This window comes from Sodalis sp. RH22, assembly GCF_047324165.1.
Classification (GTDB): domain Bacteria; phylum Pseudomonadota; class Gammaproteobacteria; order Enterobacterales; family Enterobacteriaceae; genus Acerihabitans.
In genome coordinates this window covers 4,153,615-4,178,079 of sequence record NZ_CP178731.1, presented here as the reverse complement: position 1 = coordinate 4,178,079, position 24,465 = coordinate 4,153,615, and the positions used below count along the sequence as shown (strand labels likewise).

24 protein-coding genes are annotated in these 24,465 nt (G+C 58.8%); 16 read left to right on the top strand and 8 right to left on the bottom strand.

Annotated features, from left to right (window positions below):
* Window positions 1–198: 198 nt before the first annotated feature.
* From ftsX to ftsY, 3 genes are read right to left on the bottom strand one after another with little or no spacing between them, the layout of a single operon-like run.
* Window positions 199–1,185, bottom strand: coding sequence for a permease-like cell division protein FtsX (gene ftsX, locus ACL2XN_RS18920; protein WP_410013072.1), 987 nt, complete (start codon window positions 1,183–1,185; stop codon window positions 199–201).
* Complete coding sequence (ftsE, locus tag ACL2XN_RS18915; RefSeq protein WP_410013071.1) at window positions 1,175–1,843, bottom strand: cell division ATP-binding protein FtsE; 669 nt, start codon at window positions 1,841–1,843, stop codon at window positions 1,175–1,177. The genes ftsX and ftsE overlap by 11 nt, the downstream gene beginning before the upstream one ends.
* A 45-nt stretch (window positions 1,844–1,888) precedes the next feature.
* Window positions 1,889–3,310, bottom strand: coding sequence for a signal recognition particle-docking protein FtsY (gene ftsY / locus ACL2XN_RS18910; RefSeq protein ID WP_413729253.1), 1,422 nt, complete (start codon window positions 3,308–3,310; stop codon window positions 1,889–1,891).
* Window positions 3,311–3,537: 227 nt separating this feature from the next.
* Between ftsY and rsmD the strand changes: the two genes are divergently transcribed.
* Both rsmD and ACL2XN_RS18900 read left to right on the top strand, forming a co-directional pair.
* Window positions 3,538–4,146 carry a 16S rRNA (guanine(966)-N(2))-methyltransferase gene (gene rsmD / locus ACL2XN_RS18905; RefSeq protein WP_410013069.1) on the top strand — a complete coding sequence of 203 codons (609 nt, stop codon included), beginning with the start codon at window positions 3,538–3,540 and terminating at the stop codon, window positions 4,144–4,146.
* Window positions 4,136–4,423 carry a DUF1145 family protein gene (locus tag ACL2XN_RS18900; protein WP_410016695.1) on the top strand — a complete coding sequence of 96 codons (288 nt, stop codon included), beginning with the start codon at window positions 4,136–4,138 and terminating at the stop codon, window positions 4,421–4,423. Before rsmD ends, ACL2XN_RS18900 begins: the two co-directional genes overlap by 11 nt.
* Before the next feature lie 16 nt (window positions 4,424–4,439).
* Here ACL2XN_RS18900 and ACL2XN_RS18895 read toward each other — a convergent pair whose 3' ends face one another.
* Window positions 4,440–4,763 (bottom strand): DUF1820 family protein, encoded by a 324-nt coding sequence (locus tag ACL2XN_RS18895; protein WP_410013068.1) that lies wholly within the window; start codon window positions 4,761–4,763, stop codon window positions 4,440–4,442.
* A 225-nt stretch (window positions 4,764–4,988) separates the two neighbouring features.
* On the opposite strand from ACL2XN_RS18895, the gene ACL2XN_RS18890 reads away from it, so the two are divergent.
* The gene (locus ACL2XN_RS18890) at window positions 4,989–5,615 is read left to right on the top strand and encodes a lysoplasmalogenase (RefSeq protein WP_413727528.1); all 627 of its coding nucleotides are present in this window, start codon (window positions 4,989–4,991) and stop codon (window positions 5,613–5,615) included.
* Here the strand turns inward: ACL2XN_RS18890 and tusA are convergent, their stop codons facing one another.
* Window positions 5,616–5,858 carry a sulfurtransferase TusA gene (tusA, locus tag ACL2XN_RS18885; protein ID WP_410013066.1) on the bottom strand — a complete coding sequence of 81 codons (243 nt, stop codon included), beginning with the start codon at window positions 5,856–5,858 and terminating at the stop codon, window positions 5,616–5,618.
* 181 nt (window positions 5,859–6,039) lie between these two features.
* On the opposite strand from tusA, the gene ACL2XN_RS18880 reads away from it, so the two are divergent.
* The 3 genes from ACL2XN_RS18880 to ACL2XN_RS18870 all read left to right on the top strand — a co-directional run bounded on the left by ACL2XN_RS18880 (window position 6,040) and on the right by ACL2XN_RS18870 (window position 7,826).
* Window positions 6,040–6,705 carry a 7-cyano-7-deazaguanine/7-aminomethyl-7-deazaguanine transporter gene (locus ACL2XN_RS18880; RefSeq protein ID WP_410013065.1) on the top strand — a complete coding sequence of 222 codons (666 nt, stop codon included), beginning with the start codon at window positions 6,040–6,042 and terminating at the stop codon, window positions 6,703–6,705.
* A 47-nt stretch (window positions 6,706–6,752) separates the two neighbouring features.
* Entirely contained in the window at window positions 6,753–7,187 is a 435-nt protein-coding gene (locus ACL2XN_RS18875; protein ID WP_413729251.1) for a GNAT family N-acetyltransferase, read from the top strand.
* An 81-nt stretch (window positions 7,188–7,268) separates the two neighbouring features.
* Window positions 7,269–7,826 (top strand): DcrB family lipoprotein, encoded by a 558-nt coding sequence (locus tag ACL2XN_RS18870; protein WP_410013063.1) that lies wholly within the window; start codon window positions 7,269–7,271, stop codon window positions 7,824–7,826.
* A gap of 25 nt (window positions 7,827–7,851) precedes the next feature.
* On the opposite strand, the gene ACL2XN_RS18865 is transcribed toward ACL2XN_RS18870, so the two are convergent.
* Entirely contained in the window at window positions 7,852–9,066 is a 1,215-nt protein-coding gene (locus ACL2XN_RS18865; protein WP_410016694.1) for an MFS transporter, read from the bottom strand.
* Window positions 9,067–9,475: 409 nt separating this feature from the next.
* Between ACL2XN_RS18865 and aegA the strand changes: the two genes are divergently transcribed.
* The 9 genes from aegA (at window position 9,476) to ACL2XN_RS18820 (ending at window position 20,931) form a co-directional block, all read left to right on the top strand.
* Window positions 9,476–11,488, top strand: a complete 2,013-nt coding sequence (gene aegA / locus ACL2XN_RS18860; RefSeq protein ID WP_413729250.1) for a formate-dependent uric acid utilization protein AegA — start codon at window positions 9,476–9,478, stop codon at window positions 11,486–11,488.
* 18 nt (window positions 11,489–11,506) lie between these two features.
* Window positions 11,507–12,034, top strand: a complete 528-nt coding sequence (locus tag ACL2XN_RS18855) for a 4Fe-4S dicluster domain-containing protein (RefSeq protein ID WP_410013061.1) — start codon at window positions 11,507–11,509, stop codon at window positions 12,032–12,034.
* Between the two features lie 161 nt (window positions 12,035–12,195).
* Window positions 12,196–13,479, top strand: coding sequence for an acid phosphatase (locus ACL2XN_RS18850; protein WP_413729248.1), 1,284 nt, complete (start codon window positions 12,196–12,198; stop codon window positions 13,477–13,479).
* Window positions 13,480–13,718: 239 nt separating this feature from the next.
* Window positions 13,719–15,221, top strand: coding sequence for a glycine betaine/L-proline transporter ProP (gene proP / locus ACL2XN_RS18845; protein ID WP_410013059.1), 1,503 nt, complete (start codon window positions 13,719–13,721; stop codon window positions 15,219–15,221).
* Between the two features lie 96 nt (window positions 15,222–15,317).
* On the top strand, window positions 15,318–16,247 hold the full coding sequence (locus ACL2XN_RS18840; RefSeq protein WP_410013058.1) for a LysR family transcriptional regulator: 930 nt from the start codon (window positions 15,318–15,320) through the stop codon (window positions 16,245–16,247).
* Window positions 16,248–16,350: 103 nt separating this feature from the next.
* The gene (locus tag ACL2XN_RS18835) at window positions 16,351–17,547 is read left to right on the top strand and encodes an MFS transporter (RefSeq protein WP_413729247.1); all 1,197 of its coding nucleotides are present in this window, start codon (window positions 16,351–16,353) and stop codon (window positions 17,545–17,547) included.
* A 39-nt stretch (window positions 17,548–17,586) separates the two neighbouring features.
* Window positions 17,587–18,204, top strand: coding sequence for a TetR/AcrR family transcriptional regulator (locus ACL2XN_RS18830; RefSeq protein ID WP_410013056.1), 618 nt, complete (start codon window positions 17,587–17,589; stop codon window positions 18,202–18,204).
* Window positions 18,205–18,457: 253 nt separating this feature from the next.
* Window positions 18,458–19,597: a hypothetical protein gene (locus ACL2XN_RS18825; protein WP_413721658.1), complete on the top strand. Its 1,140-nt coding sequence runs from the start codon at window positions 18,458–18,460 to the stop codon at window positions 19,595–19,597.
* 182 nt (window positions 19,598–19,779) lie between these two features.
* Window positions 19,780–20,931: a hypothetical protein gene (locus ACL2XN_RS18820; protein WP_413727524.1), complete on the top strand. Its 1,152-nt coding sequence runs from the start codon at window positions 19,780–19,782 to the stop codon at window positions 20,929–20,931.
* Between the two features lie 15 nt (window positions 20,932–20,946).
* Here ACL2XN_RS18820 and ACL2XN_RS18815 read toward each other — a convergent pair whose 3' ends face one another.
* Window positions 20,947–22,158, bottom strand: coding sequence for an NAD(P)/FAD-dependent oxidoreductase (locus tag ACL2XN_RS18815; RefSeq protein WP_413730996.1), 1,212 nt, complete (start codon window positions 22,156–22,158; stop codon window positions 20,947–20,949).
* A gap of 288 nt (window positions 22,159–22,446) precedes the next feature.
* On the opposite strand from ACL2XN_RS18815, the gene pitA reads away from it, so the two are divergent.
* Window positions 22,447–23,952: an inorganic phosphate transporter PitA gene (gene pitA, locus ACL2XN_RS18810; protein WP_410013053.1), complete on the top strand. Its 1,506-nt coding sequence runs from the start codon at window positions 22,447–22,449 to the stop codon at window positions 23,950–23,952.
* A gap of 82 nt (window positions 23,953–24,034) precedes the next feature.
* On the opposite strand, the gene uspB is transcribed toward pitA, so the two are convergent.
* Window positions 24,035–24,370, bottom strand: a complete 336-nt coding sequence (uspB, locus tag ACL2XN_RS18805) for a universal stress protein UspB (protein ID WP_410013052.1) — start codon at window positions 24,368–24,370, stop codon at window positions 24,035–24,037.
* Window positions 24,371–24,465 lie beyond the last annotated feature (95 nt).

The window sequence follows — 24,465 nt, the reverse complement described above, 5'->3', positions numbered from 1 at the left end:
AATATGTTCTGATGCTGCTGCCTGATGGCGCGCCCGGTTGATGGGCCTCATTAATCAGCTAGCCATTAATGAGACCGGGGATGAACACCTTAGTTCATTGCCATTTTTAGCTCACAGCGATTTTAGTTCATAACCATTATCTACGGGGATCAGCTCGTGCGGTCGCAACATCCGATGCCCTATTATAACAAAAAAACGTTATTGGGGTGTAAAATGACGTAAATGTTGCACCGTCGCCATCCAGGCGGCCACCCAGCCTATCATGGCGGAAATCAGCAGCAGCAGCAGCGTCTCTTCCCAGTCCAGTCCGTGCAGCGCAAAGGAGGTGCCGAATACCGCGGCGACCTTCGCCACCACCGACTCCAGCCGCCAGACCAGTGTTTCCGAAAGGATCAGCGACAAAATCGCGCCCCCCAGGCCCAGCAGCGCGCCGCCGTTAAGAAACGGCCGCAGGATAAAGCCGTCGGTGGCGCCCAGCAGCTTCATTACATTAATGGTTTCGCGGCGGCTGAAAATACTCAGCCTGATGCTGTTGCCGATAACCAGGAACACCGCGATAATCATCAGCAGACCAATGGTGGCGGCAACCTGCCCCACCAGCCCGGTTAACGCCGCCAGGCGAGCAAACCAGCTGTCGTCCATGCGGACTTCATCCACTCCCGGCACCGCCGCGACCCGGTCGCGCAGGGTCTTGAGGGTGTCGGCGCTCTGAAAATCCAGCTTAGGCGTAATAATGGCCACCGCGGGCAACGGATTTTCCTCCAGCATATCAAGCGCGCCGCCGAAGCCCGACCAGTTACGGAATTCCCCCATCGCCTCCTCGCGGGACAGATAGTTGACCTTTTCCACGCCGGCTTCCTGCTTAAGCCTTCCCAGCACCTTAAGCGCCGCGTCGTCGTCCAGGGCCTTGTCCAGGTAGACGGTCAACTGCGGCGCGGGATACCATTGCTCCGCCGCCTGGCTGACATTTTTCCATACCAGATAACATACGCTGGGCAAGGTCAACGAAATGGCAATTACCGCAATAGTTAATAAGGTCGCCAGGGGCTGCAGGCGCAAATCCGCCAGCGCGCTTTTCCAGGCATAGCCCCATTGCTCGCGCCAGCCGCTTTGCAGCGCCTTACTTTTGTTTTTTAACGGCTTGGCGCTGCGCGCGCCCTTGGGCCGGTTAAGCTTATTCACCATCCTGGCCCCCGTCTAACCTGCCCTGGCTAAGGGACATGATGCGATAGCGCCGCCGGGCAATCAGGCTCAGGTCATGGGTGGCCATCAATACCGTCACGCCGGCCCGGTTAAATTCCTCAAACAAGCGTAAAATCTCCTCCGACAAGGCGTCATCCAGATTACCGGTAGGCTCGTCCGCCAGCAGCACCGCGGGTTTATTCACCACCGCCCGGGCAATGCCGACCCGCTGCTGTTCGCCGCCCGACAACTGGATGGGGAAATTACGCGCCTTATCCAGCAGGCCGACCTTGTCCAGGGCCGCCGAAACGCGACGCCTGATATCCTCGACGCTGGCGCCGGCGATAATCAGCGGCATCGCCACATTGTCATAGACGGTGCGATCGAGCAGCAAATGATGATCCTGAAAGATCATGCCGATCTGGCGGCGTAAAAAGGGCACCTCGCCATTTTTCAGGCGACTGATGTCGTGGCCGCCGAAAAATATATGACCCGCGCTAGGCCGTTCAATACCGCATATCAGTTTCAGCAGGGTACTTTTCCCCGCGCCTGAATGGCCGGTCAGAAAGGCCATCTCGGCGGGACGAAGATGAAAATTGACGCTTTGCAGCGCCTGTCGTCCGCCAAGATACGCTTTGCTGACCTGTTCAAAGCGAATCATCCTAATTAATCCTCTCGGGCAAAATGGACCCTGTTGGGCAACCAATCAATGTTCTTGTGTAACATCCCGTGAAAATAGCGCCTCAATAAAATCCGGGGCGTTAAACGGCCGCAAATCCTCAATGCCCTCGCCCACGCCGATATAACGGATCGGGATACCGAACTGGTCGGCCACCGCGAAGATCACGCCGCCTTTGGCGGTACCGTCCAGTTTAGTCAAGGTAATGCCGGTGAGCGGCACCGTTTCGTTAAATAACCGCGCCTGGCTGACGGCGTTCTGGCCGGTGCTGGCGTCCAGGGTCAGCATAACCTCATGGGGGGCGTCGTCGTCCAGCTTTTTCATGACCCGCACGATTTTCTTCAGTTCATCCATCAAATGGCTTTTGTTCTGCAGGCGCCCGGCGGTATCGGCGATAAGGACATCAACGCCGCGGGCCTTGGCCGCCTGGATGGCATCAAAGATGACCGATGCGGAATCGGCGCCGGTGTGCTGGGCGATAACCGGGATCCGGTTACGCTGGCCCCAGACCTGCAGTTGCTCCACCGCCGCCGCGCGGAAGGTGTCGCCGGCCGCCAGCATCACGGTTTTGCCCTGCGCCTGGTACTGGCGCGCCAATTTACCGATGGTGGTGGTCTTGCCGACGCCGTTGACGCCGACCATCAAAATGACAAACGGCGTCTTGCCGCCCACATCCAGCGGCCGATCGACCCTGGCGAGGATGGCGCCCATTTCTTCTTTTAATTTGACGTAAAGCGAGTCCGCGTCCTTCAGGTGCCGGCGGTCGGCATGCCCGATAAGGCCGGCGATAATCTTGCGGGTGGTTTCCACCCCCACGTCGGCAATCAGCAATTGTTCTTCAAGCTGTTCAAACAGATCATCGTCTATTTTCTTACCGGTAAACAATCCGATAAATCCGGATCCGAGGTTTTGTTTGGTCTTGAGCAGCCCCCGCTTCAGGCGGGCGAAAAAACCTTCCCGGGTCGGGCGTTGCTGCTCGGTCAGGGGCACGCCGCCGGCCCCGTCGTTCTCCGGAACGCCGACGCTATCCTCGTCGCGCCAGGCGAGATCTTCCGCGGCCGCCAACGCCCCTTCGCCGGGACGGACGTCTTCTGCGAGGGCCAGGCCTGATTCGCCATATCCGGCGCGATCCCCGTCGGCCACGGCGATATCGTCCTGCGCCGGCGGTTGCGTATCTTCAGGACGGACATCTTCGGCAAGGGCCAGACTCGCGTCATCACGCCCGGCGTGGTCGCCCTCCGTTTGTCGCGCCGATACCTGTTCGGTGATATCGACGATATCCCGTGCCGTATCGCGAGCCGCCGCCTCGCCGGCCGGGGGCGATGACGCGGCGGCGTCATCGGCTGCGATCGGCGCATCCTGGTCAACCGGTTTTTCCTGTTCCGGTTCGTCATCCTGACGCTTAATGCCTAACCAGGAAAGGAAACCGCGTTTTTTCTCTTTTGCCATTTGCGACTACACTCCTCGCCGAAGAATCATGGCGGATGAATAACGTGACTGATAAACCTGATAGTTTATCACCTTCGCGGCCGCTCAACACGCCTGGCGTTGGCTTTTCCCCGCCGTCGGCGAACAAGAGCGAATTAACATTCCCCAAGCGTCGCCGGCCCGGTAGAATAGCCGGCAACAGACCCTGACCCGGTTTTTTGACTGATTTGGCGAACAATAAGACATCTATGGCAAAAAAAATCCCTTCGCGTCCCGCCGGGCAAATCCGCATTATCGGCGGTCAATGGCGCGGGCGTAAACTGCCGGTGCCGGATAGCCCGGGGCTGCGCCCTACCACCGACCGGGTGCGGGAAACGCTGTTCAACTGGCTGGCGCCGATGATCCAGGGCGCGCGCTGCCTGGATTGTTTTGCCGGCAGCGGCGCGCTGGGCCTGGAGGCGCTGTCCCGTCACGCCGGCGCCGCCACGCTGCTGGAACAAGACCGATCCGTGGCCGCCCAGCTGGATAAAAACATGCAGTTGCTGGGCGCCGCCAACGGCCGGGTTGTCGTGACCGACAGCCTGCGCTGGCTGGCGCAGCCGGGTACCCCGCACGATCTGGTCTTTCTCGATCCCCCTTTTCGCCGCGGGCTTATCGGCCAGACGGTGCAATTACTGGAACAGCATCACTGGCTGGCGCCCGGCGCCTGGATTTATCTTGAGACCGAAACGGAAAACCACGACGTCGCGACGCCCGCGCACTGGCGCCTGCACCGCGAAAAAGTCGCCGGCCAGGTGGCCTGCCGGTTGTACATTCGTCAAGATGGCCCCTTTCAGGAGCGACATGATGTGGATTAATCTGGGCCGTTTACTGATGTTGCTTATCTGGGGATTCCTGGTGTTTAACCTGATCCATCCCTTTCCGCGCCCGTTAAAATATTTCCTCGATATCGCCATGATTTTTATGGTGATTATGCACGGGTTACAGCTCACGCTGCTCAAAGCCACCCTGACCCGCGACGAACCCAAGCTCAGCCGTCTTTTCCAGGCGCGCATGTTTTTATTCGGCGTATTTGAAATGCTGGCCTGGCAAAAGAAACAACGCGCGCAAAAGCCGGCCGGCCTGGATAAATAGCGCGCGGGACGAGCGCTTAAGAGGGTTTTTTGCCGGGAAAATAGGGGAACGTGGTGACATTATCGCCAAGATCGGAAATACGCGCGCTGCCTTTTTCCGTCACGACATCAATACGGATCACCGCGTGCAGCGGAATATAGCTGCGGCTGACGCCGGCAAATTCGGTTTTCAGTTTTTCTTCGGACGGGTCGACCAACACGGCGCTTTGGCTGTAAAACACAAACTCGCCGATTTCGATAAAGCCGAACATAGGGCTTTGGCTGAGTTCGCGCACATAAAGCTGATAGTTTTTGCCGTTATTGATAAATTGAATCCGATATAAGGGCAGTTCGCTGCTCATAACCCGGCTATCTCCCACATTTCTGGGTAATTGTCATTTGCATGGAAAAATTCTGGCGCTAACATAGCATAAAGCGCCGTAACAACACACTCAGTCCCTAAATCTGGGTTAAACCCATATCGATCCCCTACACTGAATTTACGATCGTCATAATTTCTCTGCGCTAATCGTACCAAATGAGACATCAGGGAACGCCCCCTCACTGCACATAAGGATAAAAACACTATGCTCTGGTCATTTATCGCTGTCGTTTTTTCAGGTTGGTTGTTTGTCGACGCCACCTATCGAGGCCCGGTATGGCAACGCTGGTTATTCAAGCCGGTTACCCTGCTGCTGCTCCTGGCCCTGGCGGCGCAGGCGCCGGTGCTGACCGTCGCCGGTTACCTGATTATCCTCGGCCTGGTGGCGACCATGGTGGGCGATGCGCTGCTGCTGCTGACCAATGAACGCATGATGTACGTTATCGGCGCCTATTTCTTATCGTACCTGCTGTATACCATAGGGTTCGCCAGCCAGATGACCTTTACCGTCTTCTGGCCGCTGCCCGTGGTGCTGCTGATTATCGGCGCGGCGCTGATAGCCGTGCTGTGGTCGCGCCTGGCGGAGCTGCGCTGGGCGATTTGTACGTATATCGGCATGACCCTGCTGATGGTATGGATCGCCGGTGAACAGTACTTTGCCCGCAGCACCGATCACAGTTTTTCACTGCTGGCGGGCGCGAGCCTGCTGCTGCTGACCACCGTGCTGTGGCTTATCAGCCATTTCCGTTACCCTTTCGGGGCGGCGAAAGCGGTGATTGCGGCCAGTTATTTCGCCGGCCACTTCCTGATTGTGCGGTCCCTGTATTTTTGATTAGCCTTTGCGCAACAGATAACGGTAGGGTAATTCCCCGGTCGACTGCGCCAGCAGGGCATGTTCCATGTACCGGCAAAAGCCGGGAATGTCGCGGGTTGTGGCCGGATCGTCGGCGATGACCAGCAGCGTTTGGCCGGTTTGCATCTGGCGGACGGTTTTACGCACCATCATAACCGGCTCAGGGCAGCGCAGGCCCTGGGCATCAAGGGTGAGGTCGGCATCGGCAAAGCAGTCAGACATAACATTTCCAGCGTTCGTGAGTCTGTGCAAGCTTGGCTGAATTTGATGATAAACTCAACGGTTGCATTTTAAATACAAGCAGGTATTATGCGCGCCGCGCCCATAAGTGGTTAATTAATAGCTGAACGGCGCATCTCTTGTTCTGGGTTCCCTCACCCCATTTATCAAAAAAAGGCCATATATGTTCAAATTTACCCCGCGCCAGCGGCTGCATGCGCTGCTCTGGCTGGCGCTGTTCCACATTATCATTATCACCTCAAGCAATTATCTGGTGCAGTTGCCGATTGCTGTTTTCGGCTTCAAAACCACCTGGGGCGCCTTTACTTTTCCTTTTATCTTCCTGGCAACCGACCTGACGGTACGGATATTCGGCGCGCCGCTGGCCCGCAGGATTATCCTGGCTGTAATGGTGCCGGCGCTGGTGATCTCCTATATCGTTTCATCGCTGTTTTACCAGGGGGAATGGCAGGGTATGGCCGTACTCGCGCAGCTTAATCTGTTTGTCGCCCGCATCGCCTGCGCCAGTTTTATGGCCTACGCCCTGGGCCAGATCCTGGATGTCCATGTCTTTAACCGGCTGCGCCGCGGTTTTCCGTGGTGGGTGGCGCCGACGGCCTCCACGCTGCTTGGGAATATCAGCGATACGCTGGCGTTCTTTTTTATCGCGTTTTATAAAAGCACCGATCCGTTTATGGCCGCGCATTGGGTGGAGATCGCCTTGGTGGATTATAGCTTCAAGCTACTGATAAGCATGGTGTTTTTTCTGCCGATGTACGGTATCTTGCTGAATATGCTGCTTAAACGGATGGCACGGCCGGGCAATAACGGATTTCTCCAACTGAGTTAACCTCCATATTGCGTTATTCTTGGCTTACTCGCTTTTGGGAGATTGCCATGATAATTAACCACCGTACTGCCAGCGCGAAAGAGATCCATCTATTGTATGCTCAGTTGCCGGAGCTGAATGCGCACCACTCCCTGATGGATATCGAAATGCGGCTGCAGCACCGGCCGCATCAATTGCTTATCGCCGAGATCAACGGCCGCCCCGTAGGCTTTATTGCGGGATATGCCCTTAATGCCGGCGAATTTCACCTGTGGCTGGCGGGCGTTTTGCCCGATTTCCGCCGTCAGGGAGTGGCGCGGGCGCTGCTGGCCGCGCAGGAAACATGGGCAAAAGCGCAGGGATATCACACCATTAACGCAAATACGCGCAGCAGCTTCCAGGGGATGCTATTGTTTCTTATATCAAATCATTACCTGCCGACGCGGAACGGAACGCAGGATGATGAAGGGGAAAATCAGGTTTGGCTTGAGAAAAAGTTATGACAATCAGTTGGTTGCCTTTCCCAAGCGCATCGGATTATAAACAGCTGAACGGCTGAATAAATGGAGTCATTAAGGAAATTTATGCAGAAAGCAGCGAAGTATCTCGGCATCGGTTTACTGGTTTTCGGGCTGGCGGCCTGTGACAATAAAAACGATCGCAACGCCACGGTCGACAACGGCGCGGCGCATAGCCAGGCACAAACCAAAGTCAGCCTGCTTGACGGCAAGCTCACCTTCGCCCTGCCCGGGGATATGAGCGATCAGAGCGGCAAGGTGGGCACCCAGGCCAATAATATGCACGTCTATGCCGATGAAACGGGCCACAAGGCGGTGATCGTCATCCTCGGCGATAATACCACCGAAGGGCTGGATGTACTGGCCCAGCGGCTGGAAGATCAGCAGCGCTCGCGCGACCCGGACCTGCAGGTCGTCACCAATAAAGCCGTTACCGTCAATGGCCAAACGTTTCAGCAGCTGGACAGCATCGTCTCCAGCGGCGGCAAACCGGCCTATTCGTCGGTGGTCATCGGCCGGGTGGATAATCATCTGCTGACCATGCAAATCACCCTCCCCGCCGAAAACCAGCAAACGGCGCAAACCGCGGCTGAGTCTATCCTCAATACCCTGGTGGTAAAATAAACCGTCCGGCCCCCGCGGGCCGGCTCTAACGCGCCTGGCCGGACGCGTGGTTGCGCAGCACCCGCCGCCTGAGCGACAGCGTCATCAACAGTGCCAGCAGCACCAGCAGGGCGGCTGAAAGATAAATCGACGAAACGCCTGCATGGGCCATCAACACGCCCGCCAGCGGTCCGACGATACCCAGCGATAAATCCATAAACGCGGTAAAGGTGGCCAGCGCGCTGCCCTGGTTCTGCGGCGGCACTTCCTTCATCGCCACCACCCCCAGCGCAGGGAAAACCAACGAGAAACCGGCGCCCGTCAGGAACGCGCCCACCTCCGCCATCCAGGGCGAGCCTGAGAGCCACACCAGCAGCAGGCCGGCGGCTTCCACGCTAAAACAGGCCATGGAAACCCGTAATCCGCCATAGCGGTTAATACTGTTGGGAAAAAATAGCCGGGTGCCGACAAACGCAACGCTGAACAGCGTCAGGGCGAAAGCGGCGCCGTCCCAGCCTTTATCGCCATAAAACAGGGTAATGAAGGTGGCGATCACGCCAAACCCGCAGGACGCGAACGCCAGCACCAGCCCGTAACGCCAGATAAGCCCCACCACCGCGCTAAAGGGAATCTGCTTACCGGTGGCGGTCTTCACCGGCGGTTTGCGCACCGCCGCCATAATCGCCATGGCGCAAACCACAATGATCGCCGCCGCCATTAATCCCAAGCCGCCCAGATAGTACAACCATACCCCCAGCGGCGCGCCTACGGCCAGGGCGCCGTAGCTTGCCACGCCGTTCCAGGAGATCACCCGGCCGATATGCAGAGAGCCGACCGCGCCCACCCCCCACAGGGTGGCGCCGGTGCCGACAAAACTTTGCCCGATGCCCAGTATCACCCGTCCGGCGCATAACAGGATTAACGCCGCGACCGGCAGGGCGTCGCCCAGCAATGACAACAGGTAAAATACCCCGCTCAGCAGGCAGCCGAACAAGCCCAGCACCACGATGCGCTTCGGCCCGACCCGGTCGGCATAACGCCCGGCCCAGGGACGGCTCAGAAGGGTAGCGAGATATTGCAGGCTGATCACCAGGCCGGCCCAAAACGCACTGTAGCCCATATGGTTATGCACATAACCGGGCAATACCGCCAGCGGCAGGCCAATGGATAAATAATTCACGAAGTTGAAGACAACGATGGAGAGAATATTCAGATTAAGACGCCATCCGCTGGCGGCCTGCTGAGGTGAAGAACCAGGCATCGACATCATACTCACGGCAAAGGGCGGCTGTACCGGGACCCGCCCGGTGAACAAATAATTAACAAGTATAACGAAATGTCCCCGGGCGATCATGGTGGCGATGCCTAAATTTCCAGACATTTGCCCAAAAAAGCATCTTTTGCCGACCGGGCGATACCTGAAAATCCGCGCCCTCCCGCCTTGGGCATTTACCCCAACGACCGCCGGTTTATTTCACGACCTGCACAAAACGGCTGCATCCAGGTAGCAAAAGCAGCGAACTTTCGCCTTTCGCCGAGAAAAAAGATTGCATTAAAGAAACAGTAACCATTATAAAGATAGGGCTATTATTTTGGCGGCACGCCCGTACCGGCACGGGCAAAATACCTATCACGCTGCGCCGTGGGGCCTACCGCGGCAGGAAAGACGTATGAACCGATTTATCGTGGCAGAGTCAGAAACCTGTATCGGCTGCCGCAGTTGCGAAGTGGCCTGTGTTGTTGCCCATCATGGCGGCCAGTTCCCCAGCAAACGCGAATACTTTACGCCGCGGCTTAGGGTCATCAAGGGCACAAAAGCCAGTATCGCGGTTTCCTGCCATCATTGCGAAGACGCCCCCTGCGCCAGCGCCTGTCCCAACGACGCCATAGTGCGCAGCCATGATTCCATCCAGGTATTGCAGGAAAAATGCATCGGCTGCAAAAGCTGCGTTATCGCCTGCCCGTTCGGCATGATGACGGTGGTGACCGAGACCGTACAGCCCGCCAGCCAGCGTCTGGCCGAGGCCTATGAAAGAACCGAGGCGCAAAAATGCGATTTGTGCGCGGCGGAAAATTACACGCCCGCCTGTGTCGGCGCCTGCCCGACACAGGCACTGACATTGGTGGATGAGCAGGAGATCGCCGTGCGTCAGCAGCAAAAGCGCTTCGCCGCCGCGTTAAAAGATCCCGCCAGCTACCTGCTGGCCGGCGCACGCCCGGTCAGCTCGCCGCCCGCAAGCCAGGCGCGCAGCCGGCATCCCAGGGTTAACCTGCTTGATATGCCGCGCACGCCCAGGCTGGAAGCGGCCAAAATCCCGCTTGAACAGCGCAAAACCAGTTTCGCCGAAATCTACCAGCCGTTTAACGAAACGCAGATTGGCGAACAGTCCGAGCGCTGCCTTAACTGCGGCGAACGCACCATTTGCCAGTGGACCTGCCCGCTGCATAACGCGATTCCACAGTGGATTAAGCTGGCCCATCAGGGACGGATCCTGGAAGCGGCCGAACTGAGCCACAAAACCAGCAGCCTGCCTGAAGTCTGCGGCCGCGTCTGTCCACAGGATCGCCTGTGCGAGCAGTCCTGTACCTTAAACGACCGCCAGGGAGCGGTGACCATCGGCCATATCGAGCGTTATATTACCGAAACGGCGTTCACTATGGGCTGGCGGCCGGATATGTCGCAGGTGATACCCAGCGGCAAACGGGTGGCGGTCATCGGCGCCGGACCGGCCGGCCTTGGCTGCGCCGATATCCTGGTACGCAACGGCATTACGCCGGTGGTATTCGACCGGTACCCGGAAATCGGCGGGCTGCTGACGTTCGGCATCCCGGCCTTTAAGCTGGAAAAAAGCGTTATGAGCCGCCGGCGCGAGATTTTCAGCGCCATGGGCGTCGAATTCCGGCTCAATACGGAAATTGGCCGGGATATCACCATGGAGCAACTGTTAAGCGAGTTCGATGCGCTGTTCCTGGGCGTCGGCACGTATCAGTCGATGCGTTCCGGGCTTGACAACGAGCAGGCCGAAGGCGTGCTCGACGCCCTGCCTTTCCTGATCGCCAATACCCGCCACCTGATGGGATATCCCGATACCGACGAGCATACCTATATCAGCCTGGAGGGTAAAACCGTGCTGGTGCTGGGCGGCGGCGATACCGCCATGGACTGCGTGCGAACGTCGCTGCGCCACGACGCGCGCCAGGTGATCTGCGCCTATCGCCGGGATGAAAAAAATATGCCCGGCTCTAAGCGCGAGGTAAAAAACGCCCGTGAGGAAGGGGCGGAATTTATGTTCAACCAGCAGCCGCTGCGCATTGAAGTCGACGGGGCGGGCCGGGTTACCGGCGTCACCATGATAACCACCGCCATGGGCGAACCGGATGAAAACGGCCGGCGCCAGGCGGTGCCGGTGGCCGGCTCCGAGCATTTGATCGCCGCCGACGCGGTGATTATGGCGTTTGGGTTCAAGCCGCACCGCATGAACTGGCTGGCGGATCATAACGTGGTGCTGGATAAGCAGGGACGGGTCGTGGCGCCCACGGTCTCCGGCTATCCCTACCAGACCAGCAATGCCAAGATTTTTGCCGGCGGCGACATCGTGCGCGGCGCCGATCTGATCGTGACCGCCATCGCCGAAGGGCGCAAGGCCGCCGAAAGCATCAGCTGTTATTTGCATGTGCGCTAAGGGCGGCGGGAGCGAACGATGAACCAGTTTATTATCGCCGACAGCAGCCAGTGCATCGGCTGCCGCACCTGCGAGATCGCCTGCGCCACGGCGCACGGCGGTGAACGCGGCATCAGTCCGCAGAATTTTGCGCCGCGCCTCAAGGTGGTCAAAACCTCCCGCATCACCACGCCGGTGCTTTGCCGCCAGTGCGAAAATGCCCCTTGCGCCAACGCCTGCCCCACCGGCGCCATTCGTTATCTCGACAATAGCGTCCAGGTGCTGCAGTCGTTATGCGTCGGCTGCAAATCCTGCGCGCTGGCCTGCCCCTACGGCATGATTTCCGTTAGCGCCGTCTCCGTGGCCGCGACCGCGACCCGGCCGGCGTCGTATCGGGCCACGGCGCACAAATGCGATATCTGCAGCGGGCGCGCGCGGGGACCTGCCTGTGTCGAAGCCTGTCCCACCGGCGCGCTGGAACTGATGCGCGCGGACGAATTGGCACGCCGGCTGCGGCAAAGGCAGCGGGATGCGGCCAACGGCGCGCTGCCCGGCCTCGGTGGATAATATCGCGGCCGCGGCCGGGTTGAACTGATGCCCGCGCCATGGCGGCAAACCGCCTTTTATCGCCAGTGCCCCGCTGACATTAAACTGTCATAAATCCGGCCTAGTTTTATTTCGTGATGTTAATTGCTTTTCCCCCGCGAAATAAAACAGAAGGATTCGCCATGCGCTCTCTCACTTCCCTGGTTATCGCCTCCACGGCGATATTATTTATCGGCCCGGCCCTGGCGCAGTCCACGACCCTGGATCCGCGCCGCACCGTCGCCATCGTCGACGCCACCACGCCGGCCAGCCAGGATCCGCAATTTGTCGCCCTTGAGCAGCGTATCCAGCAGGACTTGCGCCAGGCCCTGCAAGGCGGCGCCGCCACGCTGGCCCGGTCCCAATTGGACAAAGCCAAACAAACGCCAAAACAAGCGGATAAGCAGTGGCTGGCCGCCAGCGGTTATGATTTTGCCGTCAAGCAGAACCAGCAGGCCGACATCGCGCTGCTGGAGGAATTCACGCGGTTATCGCCGGCGGTACAGGCGCAAAGCCTGGCCACGGTCACCCAGATTAACCGCGACGCCACCCAGGGACAGCGCCGGCAGGCGCTGGTGGACGCCGAAGGGCAGAATTACCTGTTTTTCCTCGCCGACGCGTTGGGCCCACGGCTGGGCAAAGCCTTTCTCGACGCCTATGAAAAAGGCGAAATCGCCAAGGCCGCCGCATTAATCAAAAACTCGGAAATCAGTACCTCGGCCGCCAAGGATCATTTTAATTATGACCGGCCCTTTTTACGTCCGGCCAATCAAATCCATCTGGTGCCGGACGACAGCGTGGTAAAAGACGGCCATCCTTATACCGCCACCGCCGGCGCTTTTCCCAGCGGCCATACCAATACCGGTTATACCGATGCCCTGCTGCTGGCGGAGATGCTGCCCGAGCGGTTTGTGCCGCTTCTCGATCGCGGCGCCCGCTACGGCTATTCCCGTATCGTGCTGGGCGTACATTATCCATTGGATATCATTGGTTCGCGGATGGTTGCCGAGCGCAACGTGGCGCATTTCCTGAATGACGCGCCATACCGCGCGCTGTTCGAGCAGGCCAAAAGCCAACTGCGCGGCGCGCTGGAAAAAGAATGCGGCATGGCGCTGGCGGCTTGCGCCCAAAGCGACGCCGGGAGCGACCCCTATCGCGATAGCGCCATGACGGCGTTTTATGGCTATACCATGACCTACGGCCTGCCGGCGCAGAAAACCGCCGCCAGGCCCGTCAGCGTGCCCGCGGGCGCGGAGGTGCTGCTGGAAGCGCCGCTGCCTGGCCTTTCTGGCGCGCAGCGCCGCGCGTTGCTGGTAAAAACCGCCCTGGCGGACGGCTACCCCCTGTCCGGGGGCAACGGCGAGCAGAATTTTTGGCAACGCCTTGATTTACATGACGCGGCGATCGGCACAGCGGCCCGTCGATAAAGGCCGGCGCGGCCTCCGCCCCATTGCGGCAATCCGGCGGCGGATCAAACCTGCGGAATAAAACGCCAAAAATGCCGCCATTGGCGCCAACCAGGCCGCTAAATTGACGAAATGAACGATATATTCTGCCAGCCTGGTCATTTAACACTATACTCCTCGCGAATTTAGTCCTACCGGCATCATGGCATATTGACTGTCCAGGCTGTCGGGAGAGCGCTTATGGACCGAGGAACCGAGCAATGCTATTAAGAAAAAAACGCATGAAACCCATGCGAATACAAGACATCACGATCATCGACGACGTGAAGCTCAAAAAGGCCATTACCGCGGCCGCGCTGGGCAACGCCATGGAATGGTTCGATTTTGGCGTATATGGTTTTGTCGCCTACGCGCTGGGACAGGTATTCTTTCCCGGCGCCAATGCCGGCGTGCAGATGATCGCGGCGCTGGCGACCTTTTCGGTGCCGTTTTTGGTCAGGCCCCTGGGCGGCCTGTTTTTTGGGGGGCTGGGCGATAAGTTTGGACGGCAGAAAGTGCTGTCGGTAACCATCATTATTATGTCGGCCAGTACGTTTTGTATCGGTCTTATCCCTTCTTACGCCTCGATTGGCATCTGGGCGCCGATCCTATTGCTGACGGCCAAACTGGCGCAGGGGTTCTCGGTAGGCGGCGAATATTCCGGCGCAGCCATCTTTGTCGCCGAATATTCTCCCGATAGGAAGCGTGGCTTCCTCGGCAGTTGGCTTGATTTCGGCTCCATTGCCGGCTTCGTGTTGGGGGCGGGTTGCGTGGTGTTTATTTCCAGCATGGTGGGAGAAGACAATTTTATCAGCTGGGGCTGGCGGATTCCGTTTTACCTGGCCGCGCCACTGGGGCTTATCGGCATCTATCTGCGTAATGCCCTGGAGGAGACGCCCACCTTTCAGCAGCATATCGATAGCATCGATAAAGACGCCAAAACCACCCTCCAGGCGCCGCCCAAGGTGTCCTTTCGCGAGATAGCCACCACCCAATGGAAAAGCCTGCTGAGCTGCGTAGGCCTGGTTATTGCCACGAATGTCACCTATTACATGCTGCTGACCTATATGCCGAGCTATCTGTCCCATAGCCTGCATTATTCGGAAAACCGCGGCGTACTGATTATTATCGCCATTATGGTGGGCATGCTGTTTGTGCAACCCCTTATCGGCCTGATGAGCGATAGGTATGGACGCAAACCTTTTGTGATTGGCGGCAGCATCGGGTTGTTTATTTGCGCTATTCCCTGCTTTATCATGATCAACAGCGGGATTATCGGGCTAATTTTCCTGGGACTCTTGATCCTGGCGGTATTGCTGAACGCGTTTACCGGCGTGATGGCCTCTACCTTGCCGGCCATGTTCCCGACGCATATCCGCTATAGCGCGCTGGCCATTTCGTTCAATATCTCGATTCTGGTGGCGGGCCTGACGCCTACGCTTATCGCCTGGATTGTCGAGGAGACGCGGAATCTGTATATGCCCGCCTATTACCTGATGCTGGTCGCCGTTATCGGCCTGCTGACGGGGCTGTATATGAAAGAAACCGCCAACCTGCCCCTGAAGGGCGCCGCGCCGGCGGCCTCGGACAAAACGGAAGCCAAGGAACTGTTGCAAGAACAATACGATAATATCGAGCAACGTATCGAGGATATCGATAGTCAAATCAAGGAGCTGGAAATCAAACGGCAGGCGCTGGCGGTTCAGCACCCCCAAATTGATTAGCGATGCCCCCGGGGCGCACCTCACCCGGCACTGGCGGATTACGGCTTAAGACGGGTAAACTGCGGGCAGTGATATCCCATTCCCCGGAGGAATAGCGTGGATCGATTAGCGGCGATGGAAGCTTTGGTCTATGTCGTGGAAACCGGCTCTTTTTCCGCCGCCGCCCGCCGGCTTGCCATCGGCCAGCCGGCGGTATCCAAGACCATCGCGCAACTGGAGGAGCGGCTCGGCGTCAGGCTGCTGTTGCGCTCGACCCGCGGCCTGACCCCCACCGCGGCGGGCGAAGAGTATTACCAGCGCGCCAAACGGGCCATCGACGACATCAATGACGCCGATGCGTCGGCGCGCGGCGCGGGCCATGGTTTGACCGGCCGGTTGCGGATCTGCGCGCCGGTGACCTTTGCCCGGATGAATGTCTTGCCGCACCTCGGTCTTTTTTTGTCCCGTCATCCCGAACTGCACGTCGACGTCGTGCTTGATGACCGCAATATCGACCTGATTGCCGAGGGGATCGACGTGGCGCTGCGCCTGGGCGCGCTCAGCGACTCCAGCCTGATTGCGCGCAAGCTCAGCTCGGCGCCGCTGCAGATTGTCGGCACGCCGGCGTATTTTGCCCGCTGCGGCATGCCCCTGAAACCGGAGGATCTCCTCGGCCACCAGGCGGTGGTCTACACCCAAAGCCGGGGCGGCGGCGCGCGATGGGTTTTTACCCGTGGCGAAGAGACGCGCACCATTAATGCCCAGGGACGGATACAGGTCTCGGCCGCAGAGGGTATTCGCACCCTGGTGCGTTCGGGCGTTGGCCTGGCCATGGCATCGCTTTGGATGTTCGCCCCGGAGCAGGCGCGCGGCGAAGTGATTACGGTGCTCGACGACTGGCACCTGCCGATGATGGATTTGTGGGCGGTATTTCCCACCGGCCGTCTGGCCAGCGCCAAGGCGCGCGCATTCGTCGAGTATTTTGCCGCTATCCTCGGGCCGGGCCCCGCCGCCGCGCTGAACGCCACCTATTCCCCAGCGGAATAAAAGCTATCGATTTCCACGGTCTACCGGCGCACTCCGCCGACCGGTAGTCTTAACGTCAACGGTCGTCGCGGTGGCGACGGCATTTCACTTGACGGAAAAAATCATGTCTATTGTAACCAATGCCTCCCAGAGGCAAACCGGCGTCATCAGCCAACTGTTGATTTTCGCCATGGCGGCGGCCAGCGGCATCGCCGTGGCGAATATTTATTACAACCAGCCGATGATGGTGGTGATCGCGGCGAGTTTTCCCGGTCAGTCTGCCCCCGGCCTTATACCGACCATCACCCAGCTGGGCTACGCGGCCGGGCTGCTGCTGCTGGTGCCGCTGGGCGATTTGTTTGAACGGCGCCGGCTGATTGTGCTGCAGTTCCTGATGCTGGCGCTAGCCTCGCTGCTGGCGGCGTTCGCGCCTACGGGCTGGACGCTGCTGGGCGCGTCGCTATTGCTGGGCATTGGCGCCACGGCGGCACAGCAGATCGTGCCGGTGGCGGCGACCCTGGCCTCTCCCGCCCGGCGCGGCGCGGTGGTGGGCAGCGTGATGAGCGGGTTGTTAAGCGGTATCCTGCTGAGCCGCACCCTGGCCGGCCTGGTGGCCGAATATGCCGGCTGGCGCGCCATGTTCCTGCTGGGCGTGCCGCTGGCGCTGCTCGGCGCGCTGCTGATGTACCGCATGCTGCCTAAAACGACCGCGACGGCGCGCGCCGCCCTGAGCTATCCGGCGCTGATGGCTTCCCTGATCCACTTATGGCGCGAAGAGCCGCGCCTGCGCCAGGCGGCCCTGACCCAGGCCGCGCTGTTTGCCTCTTTTAGCGCCTTCTGGACTATCCTGGCTATTTATCTGGATCATTCGGCCTACCATCTGGGATCCGGTATTGCCGGATTGTTCGGGGTCGTGGGCGCGGTGGGCGTATTTGCCGCTCCGGCCGCCGGCAGGATGGCCGATCGCCTCGGCGGACGCCCCGTGATTATCATGGGCGCCGCGCTGACGCTGATTGCCTGGCTGGTATTTATGGGCTGGACGTCGCTTACCGGCCTGACGGTCGGCGTGATTTTGCTCGACCTCGGCGTACAGAGCGCACTGGTCGCCAACCAGCATGTCATCTACGGTCTGCGGGAAGAAGCCAAGGGACGGGTAAACACCCTGTTTATGGGCGGTATGTTTCTCGGCGGCACCCTGGGCTCCATGGGCGCGATGATGGCCTGGGAACGGGCCGGCTGGCATGGCGTGGGCTATTTTGCCATCACGCTGGCAATCCTGGCCGGCGTCTTTATGGTGGCTACGCCGCGGGGTGTAAAATAACCCTTGTTTGGGAAACGACCATTTCCTTATAATGGCACAATGAATACAGACACTGTTCCCCACCACGCCCGCAGCCCCGGGCGACCGCGCGGGTTCGCGATGGACCTGGCGCTTGATCAGGCCATCCTGATCTTCAGATCCAAAGGCTACACCGCCGCCTCCATCAGCGATCTGGCCCAGGCGATGGGGTTGTCGGCCGGCAGTATTTACAAAGCCTTCAGCGATAAGCGCACTCTGTTCCTGGCGGCATTCGATCGTTATACGTCCCTGCGTAACGCGGATTTGGCCGACCGGCTCGCCGCCGTCGCCACCGGCCGCGAGCGCCTGCGCACGGTACTGCGGTTTTACGCCGAATCATCCCATGATATTGAAGGACAACGCGGCTGCCTGGTCGTCGGCAGCGCCATCGGGCTGGATACCTTTGATCCGGCACTGGCGGAGGCTGTCGCCGGGACGCTGCGAGGCAATGAAAACCTGCTGGCGGCGCTGATTGATCAGGGCAAGGCCGACGGTTCAATTAAACCCGGCGTTAACAGCGCGGCCGCCGCCAGGATGATGTTAACCATCCTGCTTGGGATGCGGGTGGTGGGGAAAACCGGCCGCTCGCTTGACGACATGGCGGAGCTGGTGGCGCTGGCGTTAAAAATCCTGGATTAAAATACCGGACAGCCCGCCGACAACCCCTTCAGTTGCGGTAAGAGATCAGAGTATTGTTCCAGGCCGGAAAGCTGTCATCATCGCGCCGTGAAATACGCGGCGGCGTCTGTGGCCTGATGCCCGCAGATAACGTTGTCTCAACCCTCTCCCTCTCTTGCCGCAGGGCAAAAACTCTCTCCCGCCAGACTGCTTGCCAGCCCTGTTTTAGCCGTTTAGCTTTAGCCCCACCTTATGACGATAAAAACAGGAACGGATGATGGACCAAATCGCTTCGCCCTATCTCAAGGAATTTATCACCTTGCGCAGCCTGTCGGCACCGCAACCCGCAAAGGCGTTAACCCGGATCGCGAGCCATTTTGCCCGGATACAAAATTGCTGTGAAAGATGCGCGACCCTCTGGGAAAGATGGAATCAGGAAGTCGCTAAAATGGAGGACGGCATGCTGACCGCGCCGCATCCACCGGCAAGGATGCTGCATAGCATGCAGGCCAGATATGACATTGCCGAACGGCTGGTGAGCGCGGCGGACGAGAATATACTTGGCGTCAGCCTGTTAGTAACCGACCTGCACGAAAAACAGCTTCTCGACCATATCTTTGCGCTTGCGGGCAGAAAAAAACAGCATGAACAAAAACCGGAAGAACGCGCAGCGACTCATCTGTTCGCCAAACTACTGATGAGAGGCTTGCTTGATGAATTTTTGCACGCCAAGTTCCACCAGGCACAATTGGAACGAAGCCGCTGCTACGAGCCCCTCCTGAACGGCCTTTATCCGTTTCGTCGCTCGGACGACACGATATTGAAAATAAAAAGCATCAGCGCCGACTCAAAAAAAGTCGTTTCAGGCAAAGTTTACGCCAATGATGGGGTTAAACCGTTTATAACCTCGACAACGGCGCCCTTGGCGAGATTGAAATTATATGCGCAGGTTATGTTGCGCCATGCAGCATTGGATAAACCGTCGCGACCGGAGGCGGAGGCGGCGCCACAGTGGAGGGTGATGGCGCGCAGCCCGATCGCTAAGGATACCTGCGTAGGCGTGCTGTCAGGGACGCTGGTCGATGAATATCTTATGGCGCACCGGCAGTTTTTCAATATGGAATATATCGTCGATATTTCAGTGTGTGGCGGGCCTGACACTTATCTGGACAGTGATGGCATTTTGGCGAAAATAAGGGCCGGTTTCGCTTACGACGATCCCAGGGCTGCGCATAAGCCCGCAGCGAAAAGCTGCAATGTCGAGGCGGCCAAATTTTTGGCGGAACTGGCGGATGGCAGGAAAATTTATGTATTGGCGATATTTGCCTTAAGGAACATCGCCGCCGGTGAGGAACTGCGTATTTATTCCCTGACGCCGCCGGAATATAACACCACTGCCGATAACAGAACCTGATGAACAATAGCGGCTAAACGCGAAGCCGCGAACCCGGCGCGGGGAAAAATCTTATGTCAGCCGGCCTTGTTGTGCCGCGTATCCCCTCCCGATAAGCTCCGTATGAAAGCCACGGCCATGGCTTACCGGCTGTAAAGCAGAGAAGCGACGCGCAGCAATGATGATAGGGAGGTCCACTTAGTATGTACAATATTCATTCCCCCGGCGGCCCACCCGCCATACATTCCCTCCCGGCGGGCAAGGTCCGTCGGCCAGGCGGGCTGTCCAGGCTAACCAGTCACCTGAAGGTGGCGGAGAACTGCTGTGACCGGTGCCGCCCGGTTTGGCGCCAGTGGCATGCCATTCTGGAAAGTACCTTGCGTAAGGCGGGTGAAAAGGAAAAGCACCCCTATCGCGCGGTCAGTATCGGGCTGCAGTGTGTCCGGGCATTGGCTGACAAATTGATGACGCCGCAAGACCATGCCGCGCTTGCAGGAATGAGCATACACGTTAACCGCCGCCATGGTTTGAATTGGAGTGCGCGGTTGCACGCGCTTAAATTAGTGGATGGCCGGGCCGGGCAACCGCCCGACCAGGCCAGTGAAGAAGAACGCGCGGCGACGCATTTGATTGCCCGGGTGTTTATGAACGGCGTGCTGACCCACTTTATGAAAAGCGAGATCCGCAGCGCCATCATTGCCAGGAACAGAAGTTATCACACCGGTCTCGATGCCCTGCCGCCCTATCGGGACGTGGACGGCAATGCCGTGACGATCGTCCATCTCAACCGTTTTTCGCAGGCGACCACCGCCAATAACCGCTATGCCAATGACCAGGTAGTGCCCTTTGCCAGCGGAGATGTGAGCGGCGCCGATCGGGCCGCGCTTTATGCAGGCTTGTTGCAGTGCCGTAAGCTCACCAGGAACGATGTGCCGGAGCGGGAAAAATCCCTTATCGGCCAATGGGGGGTGATGGCCGCCAGGCCGTTGGCGAAAGGGACGTGCGTGGGAATCTACGCCGGTGTCCTGGTACCGGAAGGGGTGTGCGACAAAACCGTTTTCGATCATGACTATCTGATATCCATAGCGGCCGATGATCAGGAAGAGGAGATCATTCTTGACGGCGACGGCATCATATCCAAAATAAACACTCTGGTTGAATATGACGAGCATGGCCGTCCCTGCCGCCAGGCCCGATCCGGCTATAATGTGGAAATGGCCCGGTTTCCGGCGATTCTGGCGAATAAGCGCACGGTATCGGTTATCGCGGTGTTCACGCTGGCTGATATCCCCGCAGGCGTAGAACTGCGTTGTAACTACAAGTACCGGGATCATGAGATCAGGCGGCTGCGTTAAGTCACCGCGTGACCCTCAGGCAGGGTTATGGCGTTCCGCGGCCCCCAGCGCCTGCGCGCAGGCCCACGCCGAGCTCCAGGCCCATTGGAAGTTATAGCCGCCCAGCCAGCCTATCACATCCACCACCTCGCCGATAAAATACAGTCCCGGCACCTGCCGGCTTTCCATGGTTTTGGACGAGAGATAGCGGGTATCCACGCCGCCCTGGGTGACCTCGGCGGTGCGATAGCCCTCGGTGCCGTTCGGCTGCAGCCGCCACTGCTGCAGGGCCAGAATCCAATCGGCCTGCTGGCGGTGGGTGAGCTGTTTTAGCGTGCATTCCGGAATGGCCAGCAGGGCGAACCACATCTCGACAAAACGACGCGGCAACAGTTTCGCCAGGGTGTTTTTCAGGCTTTGGTTAGGGTGTTCGCGCAATTCTGCCGCCAGGAACGTGGCTAAATCGGTATCAGGCAGCAGGTTAAGCGTCAGGTACTCGCCGCTTTGCCAGAAGCTGGAAATCTGCAATATGGCGGGTCCCGACAGTCCACGATGGGTAAACAGCAGGTTTTCCCGGAACGAGACGCCGTTTTCAGCAACGACCACCGCGGGCACGCCGATGCCGGACAGCACGCTTAACTGTTCCAGCAGGGGCTTATGCAGGGTAAAAGGCACCAGCGCGGCGCGGGTGGGGATGACCGGCAGTCCGAACTGTTGGGCAATTTTATAACCGAAGGGCGTGGCGCCCAGGCCGGGCATGGACAGGCCGCCTGTCGCGATCACCAGACGGGCGGTTTTGATGGCGCCGCCCGGCAGGGTCAGGAAAAAATCATCGCCGCGTTTTTCCACGGCCCCTACCTCGCTGCGGCAGCGCAGCGTCACCTGGCCCAATTCGCACTCCTTGAGCAGCAAATCCACCACCTGCTGCGCCGAGTCGTCGCAAAAAAGCTGGCCGAGGGTTTTTTCATGCCAGGCGATGCCGTATTGCTGCATCAGGGCAATAAAGTCCCACTGGGTATAACGCGACAGGGCGGACTTGCAGAAATGCGGATTTTGCGAGAGGAACGCCGCCGGCTCGACATACAAATTGGTGAAATTACAGCGGCCGCCGCCGGACATGAGAATTTTCCGTCCCGGCTTTTTGCCGTTATCCAGCAGCAATACCCTGCGGCCCAGCCGGCCGGCCTGCGCGGCGCAAAACATGCCCGCGGCGCCGGCGCCGATCACCACTACGTCAAACTGTTCCACCATACTTGCTCTCTGCTTATGCCTGCTTAATCATGAAAAAGGGCGTCCGTCCGGCTATTGTGCGTTCCACGCGGGGGCCGATTGTAATGTCCCCGGTGGCCTTATGCCAACGTAACAGGATGATAAAATCAGTAAGCATAGTTATCCTCATGATTTTACAGAGTAAAGTGCGGACAAGCCCGCGCAGTGCCGACAGAAATGTCATAAAAAGGTCATATTTCTCTTTTCCACGGCCCCTGTTGTCGCAGATAATGCGCCCCGTTCATGTCCAATCTATGGCGTAACCCTATGCTACATCTATTTACCGGCCTGGAGTTTCATACCGGTCTTATGCTGGTGCTCGCATTAATTTTTGTCCTGGTGTATGAAGCCATCAACGGGTTTCATGATACCGCCAATGCGGTAGCAACCGTAATCTACACACGTGCCCTGCGCTCGCAGCTGGCCGTGGGCATGTCGGGGATCTTCAATTTTCTCGGCGTGCTGCTCGGCGGCCTGAGCGTGGCGTATGCCATCGTGCATCTGCTGCCGGTCGACCTGTTGTTAAACGTCAGCTCCACCCACGGCCTGGCAATGATGTTTTCCATGCTGCTGGCGGCCATTATCTGGAACCTGGGAACCTGGTACTTCGGTTTGCCGGCCTCCAGCTCGCATACCTTGATTGGCGCCATTATCGGCATCGGCCTGACCAACGCCATGGTAACCGACTCGTCGGTGCTGGACGCGCTGAATATCCCGAAGCTTATCGAGATCTTCCTGTCGCTGATCATTTCGCCCATCGTCGGGCTGGTGGTGGCCGGTATCATGGTCTTCGCGCTGCGCCGTTACTGGAGCAGTACCCCGAAACGGCGCCGCATTCATTTGACGCCGGCGGAACGGGAGAAGAAAGACGGCAAACGCAAACCGCCGTTCTGGACCCGTACCGCGCTTATCCTGTCGGCCGCCGGGGTGAGTTTTGCCCACGGCGCCAATGACGGACAGAAAGGTATCGGCCTGATCATGCTGGTATTGATAGGCGTTGCGCCGGCCGGGTTCGTGGTGAATATGAATTCCACCGGCTATGATATCGCCCGCACCCGCGACGCGGTCGGCAACCTGCAGCAATTTTACCTGCAGCATCAAGGCGCCCTGCCGCAGGTGGTTAACGCCGAACCGCCGGCGATTCCGACGCCGGATGTCAACGCCCTGCCGTCCACGCCGGCCGAGTTTCACTGCGACAGTTCCCGGGCGTTGCTGGCCATCACCCGCGCCATGGCGCTGCTGGATAATTTGCAGAGCTACGATAAGATCACGCCCTTCGAGCGCGCGCATGTGCGCCGCCTGTTGATGTGCGTCGCCGATACCGCGGACCGGACCGCCAAGCTGCCGCAAACCACCGGCGAAGATAAACGCTTCCTGAATAATTTGCGTAAGGATCTGCTGGCAACCGTGGAGTACGCGCCGCTGTGGATTATCGTTGCCGTGGCGCTGGCCTTGTCGCTGGGCACCATGATTGGCTGGCGGCGCGTTGCCACCACCATCGGCGAAAAGATCGGCAAGAAGGGCATGACCTACGCGCAGGGACTGTCGGCGCAGATGACCGCCGCCGTGTCCATCGGCGCCGCCAGCTATACCGGCATGCCGGTTTCCACCACCCATGTATTGTCTTCCGCGGTGGCGGGCACCATGCTGGTGGACGGCGGCGGCGTCCAGGGTAAGACCGTGCAAAATATCCTGCTGGCGTGGGTACTCACCCTGCCGGTGGCTATCGTGCTCTCGGGTAGTCTTTACTGGCTGGCATTGAAGCTGATTTAACGCATCCGGCAGGCGTAGTGAAAAGGGCGGCCTGCGGGTCGCCTTTTTAATTGTTTGATTCCCAGCACGGTTTCTTTACGTCTCAGTGCCAGATAGCCAGGGCAATCAGGCTGACGACGATGAATCCGCACAGCGCGCTGGTCAGCATAAATTGCCGGCGCACCCGCTCGCAGCGGCGGATAAATTCCGGATCGTGATGATCGAGATACCGCTGGGCAATGATGTAGCGTACCAGCCTGAGCTGCTTGCTGGGCTGTCCGTGCGCGGTGAAAAACCCGCCGCCGTCCACGTACTGGTAGAGCAGCGGATCGCACCCCCGCAGTACCACCAACAATGCCCGCAACGATGAGTAATAACGCGCCATATTAACGACACAGACGACACATAAAGCCCAGAAAAGCGCAACGGTGTTGATCATAAATCCCCCCCGGCAACGCGACTCCACACAACCTTCCGACATCCGGGCCGGCAGCGGTTTACGCGCGATAGCAACTAACCACAGAGCTGAAGAAG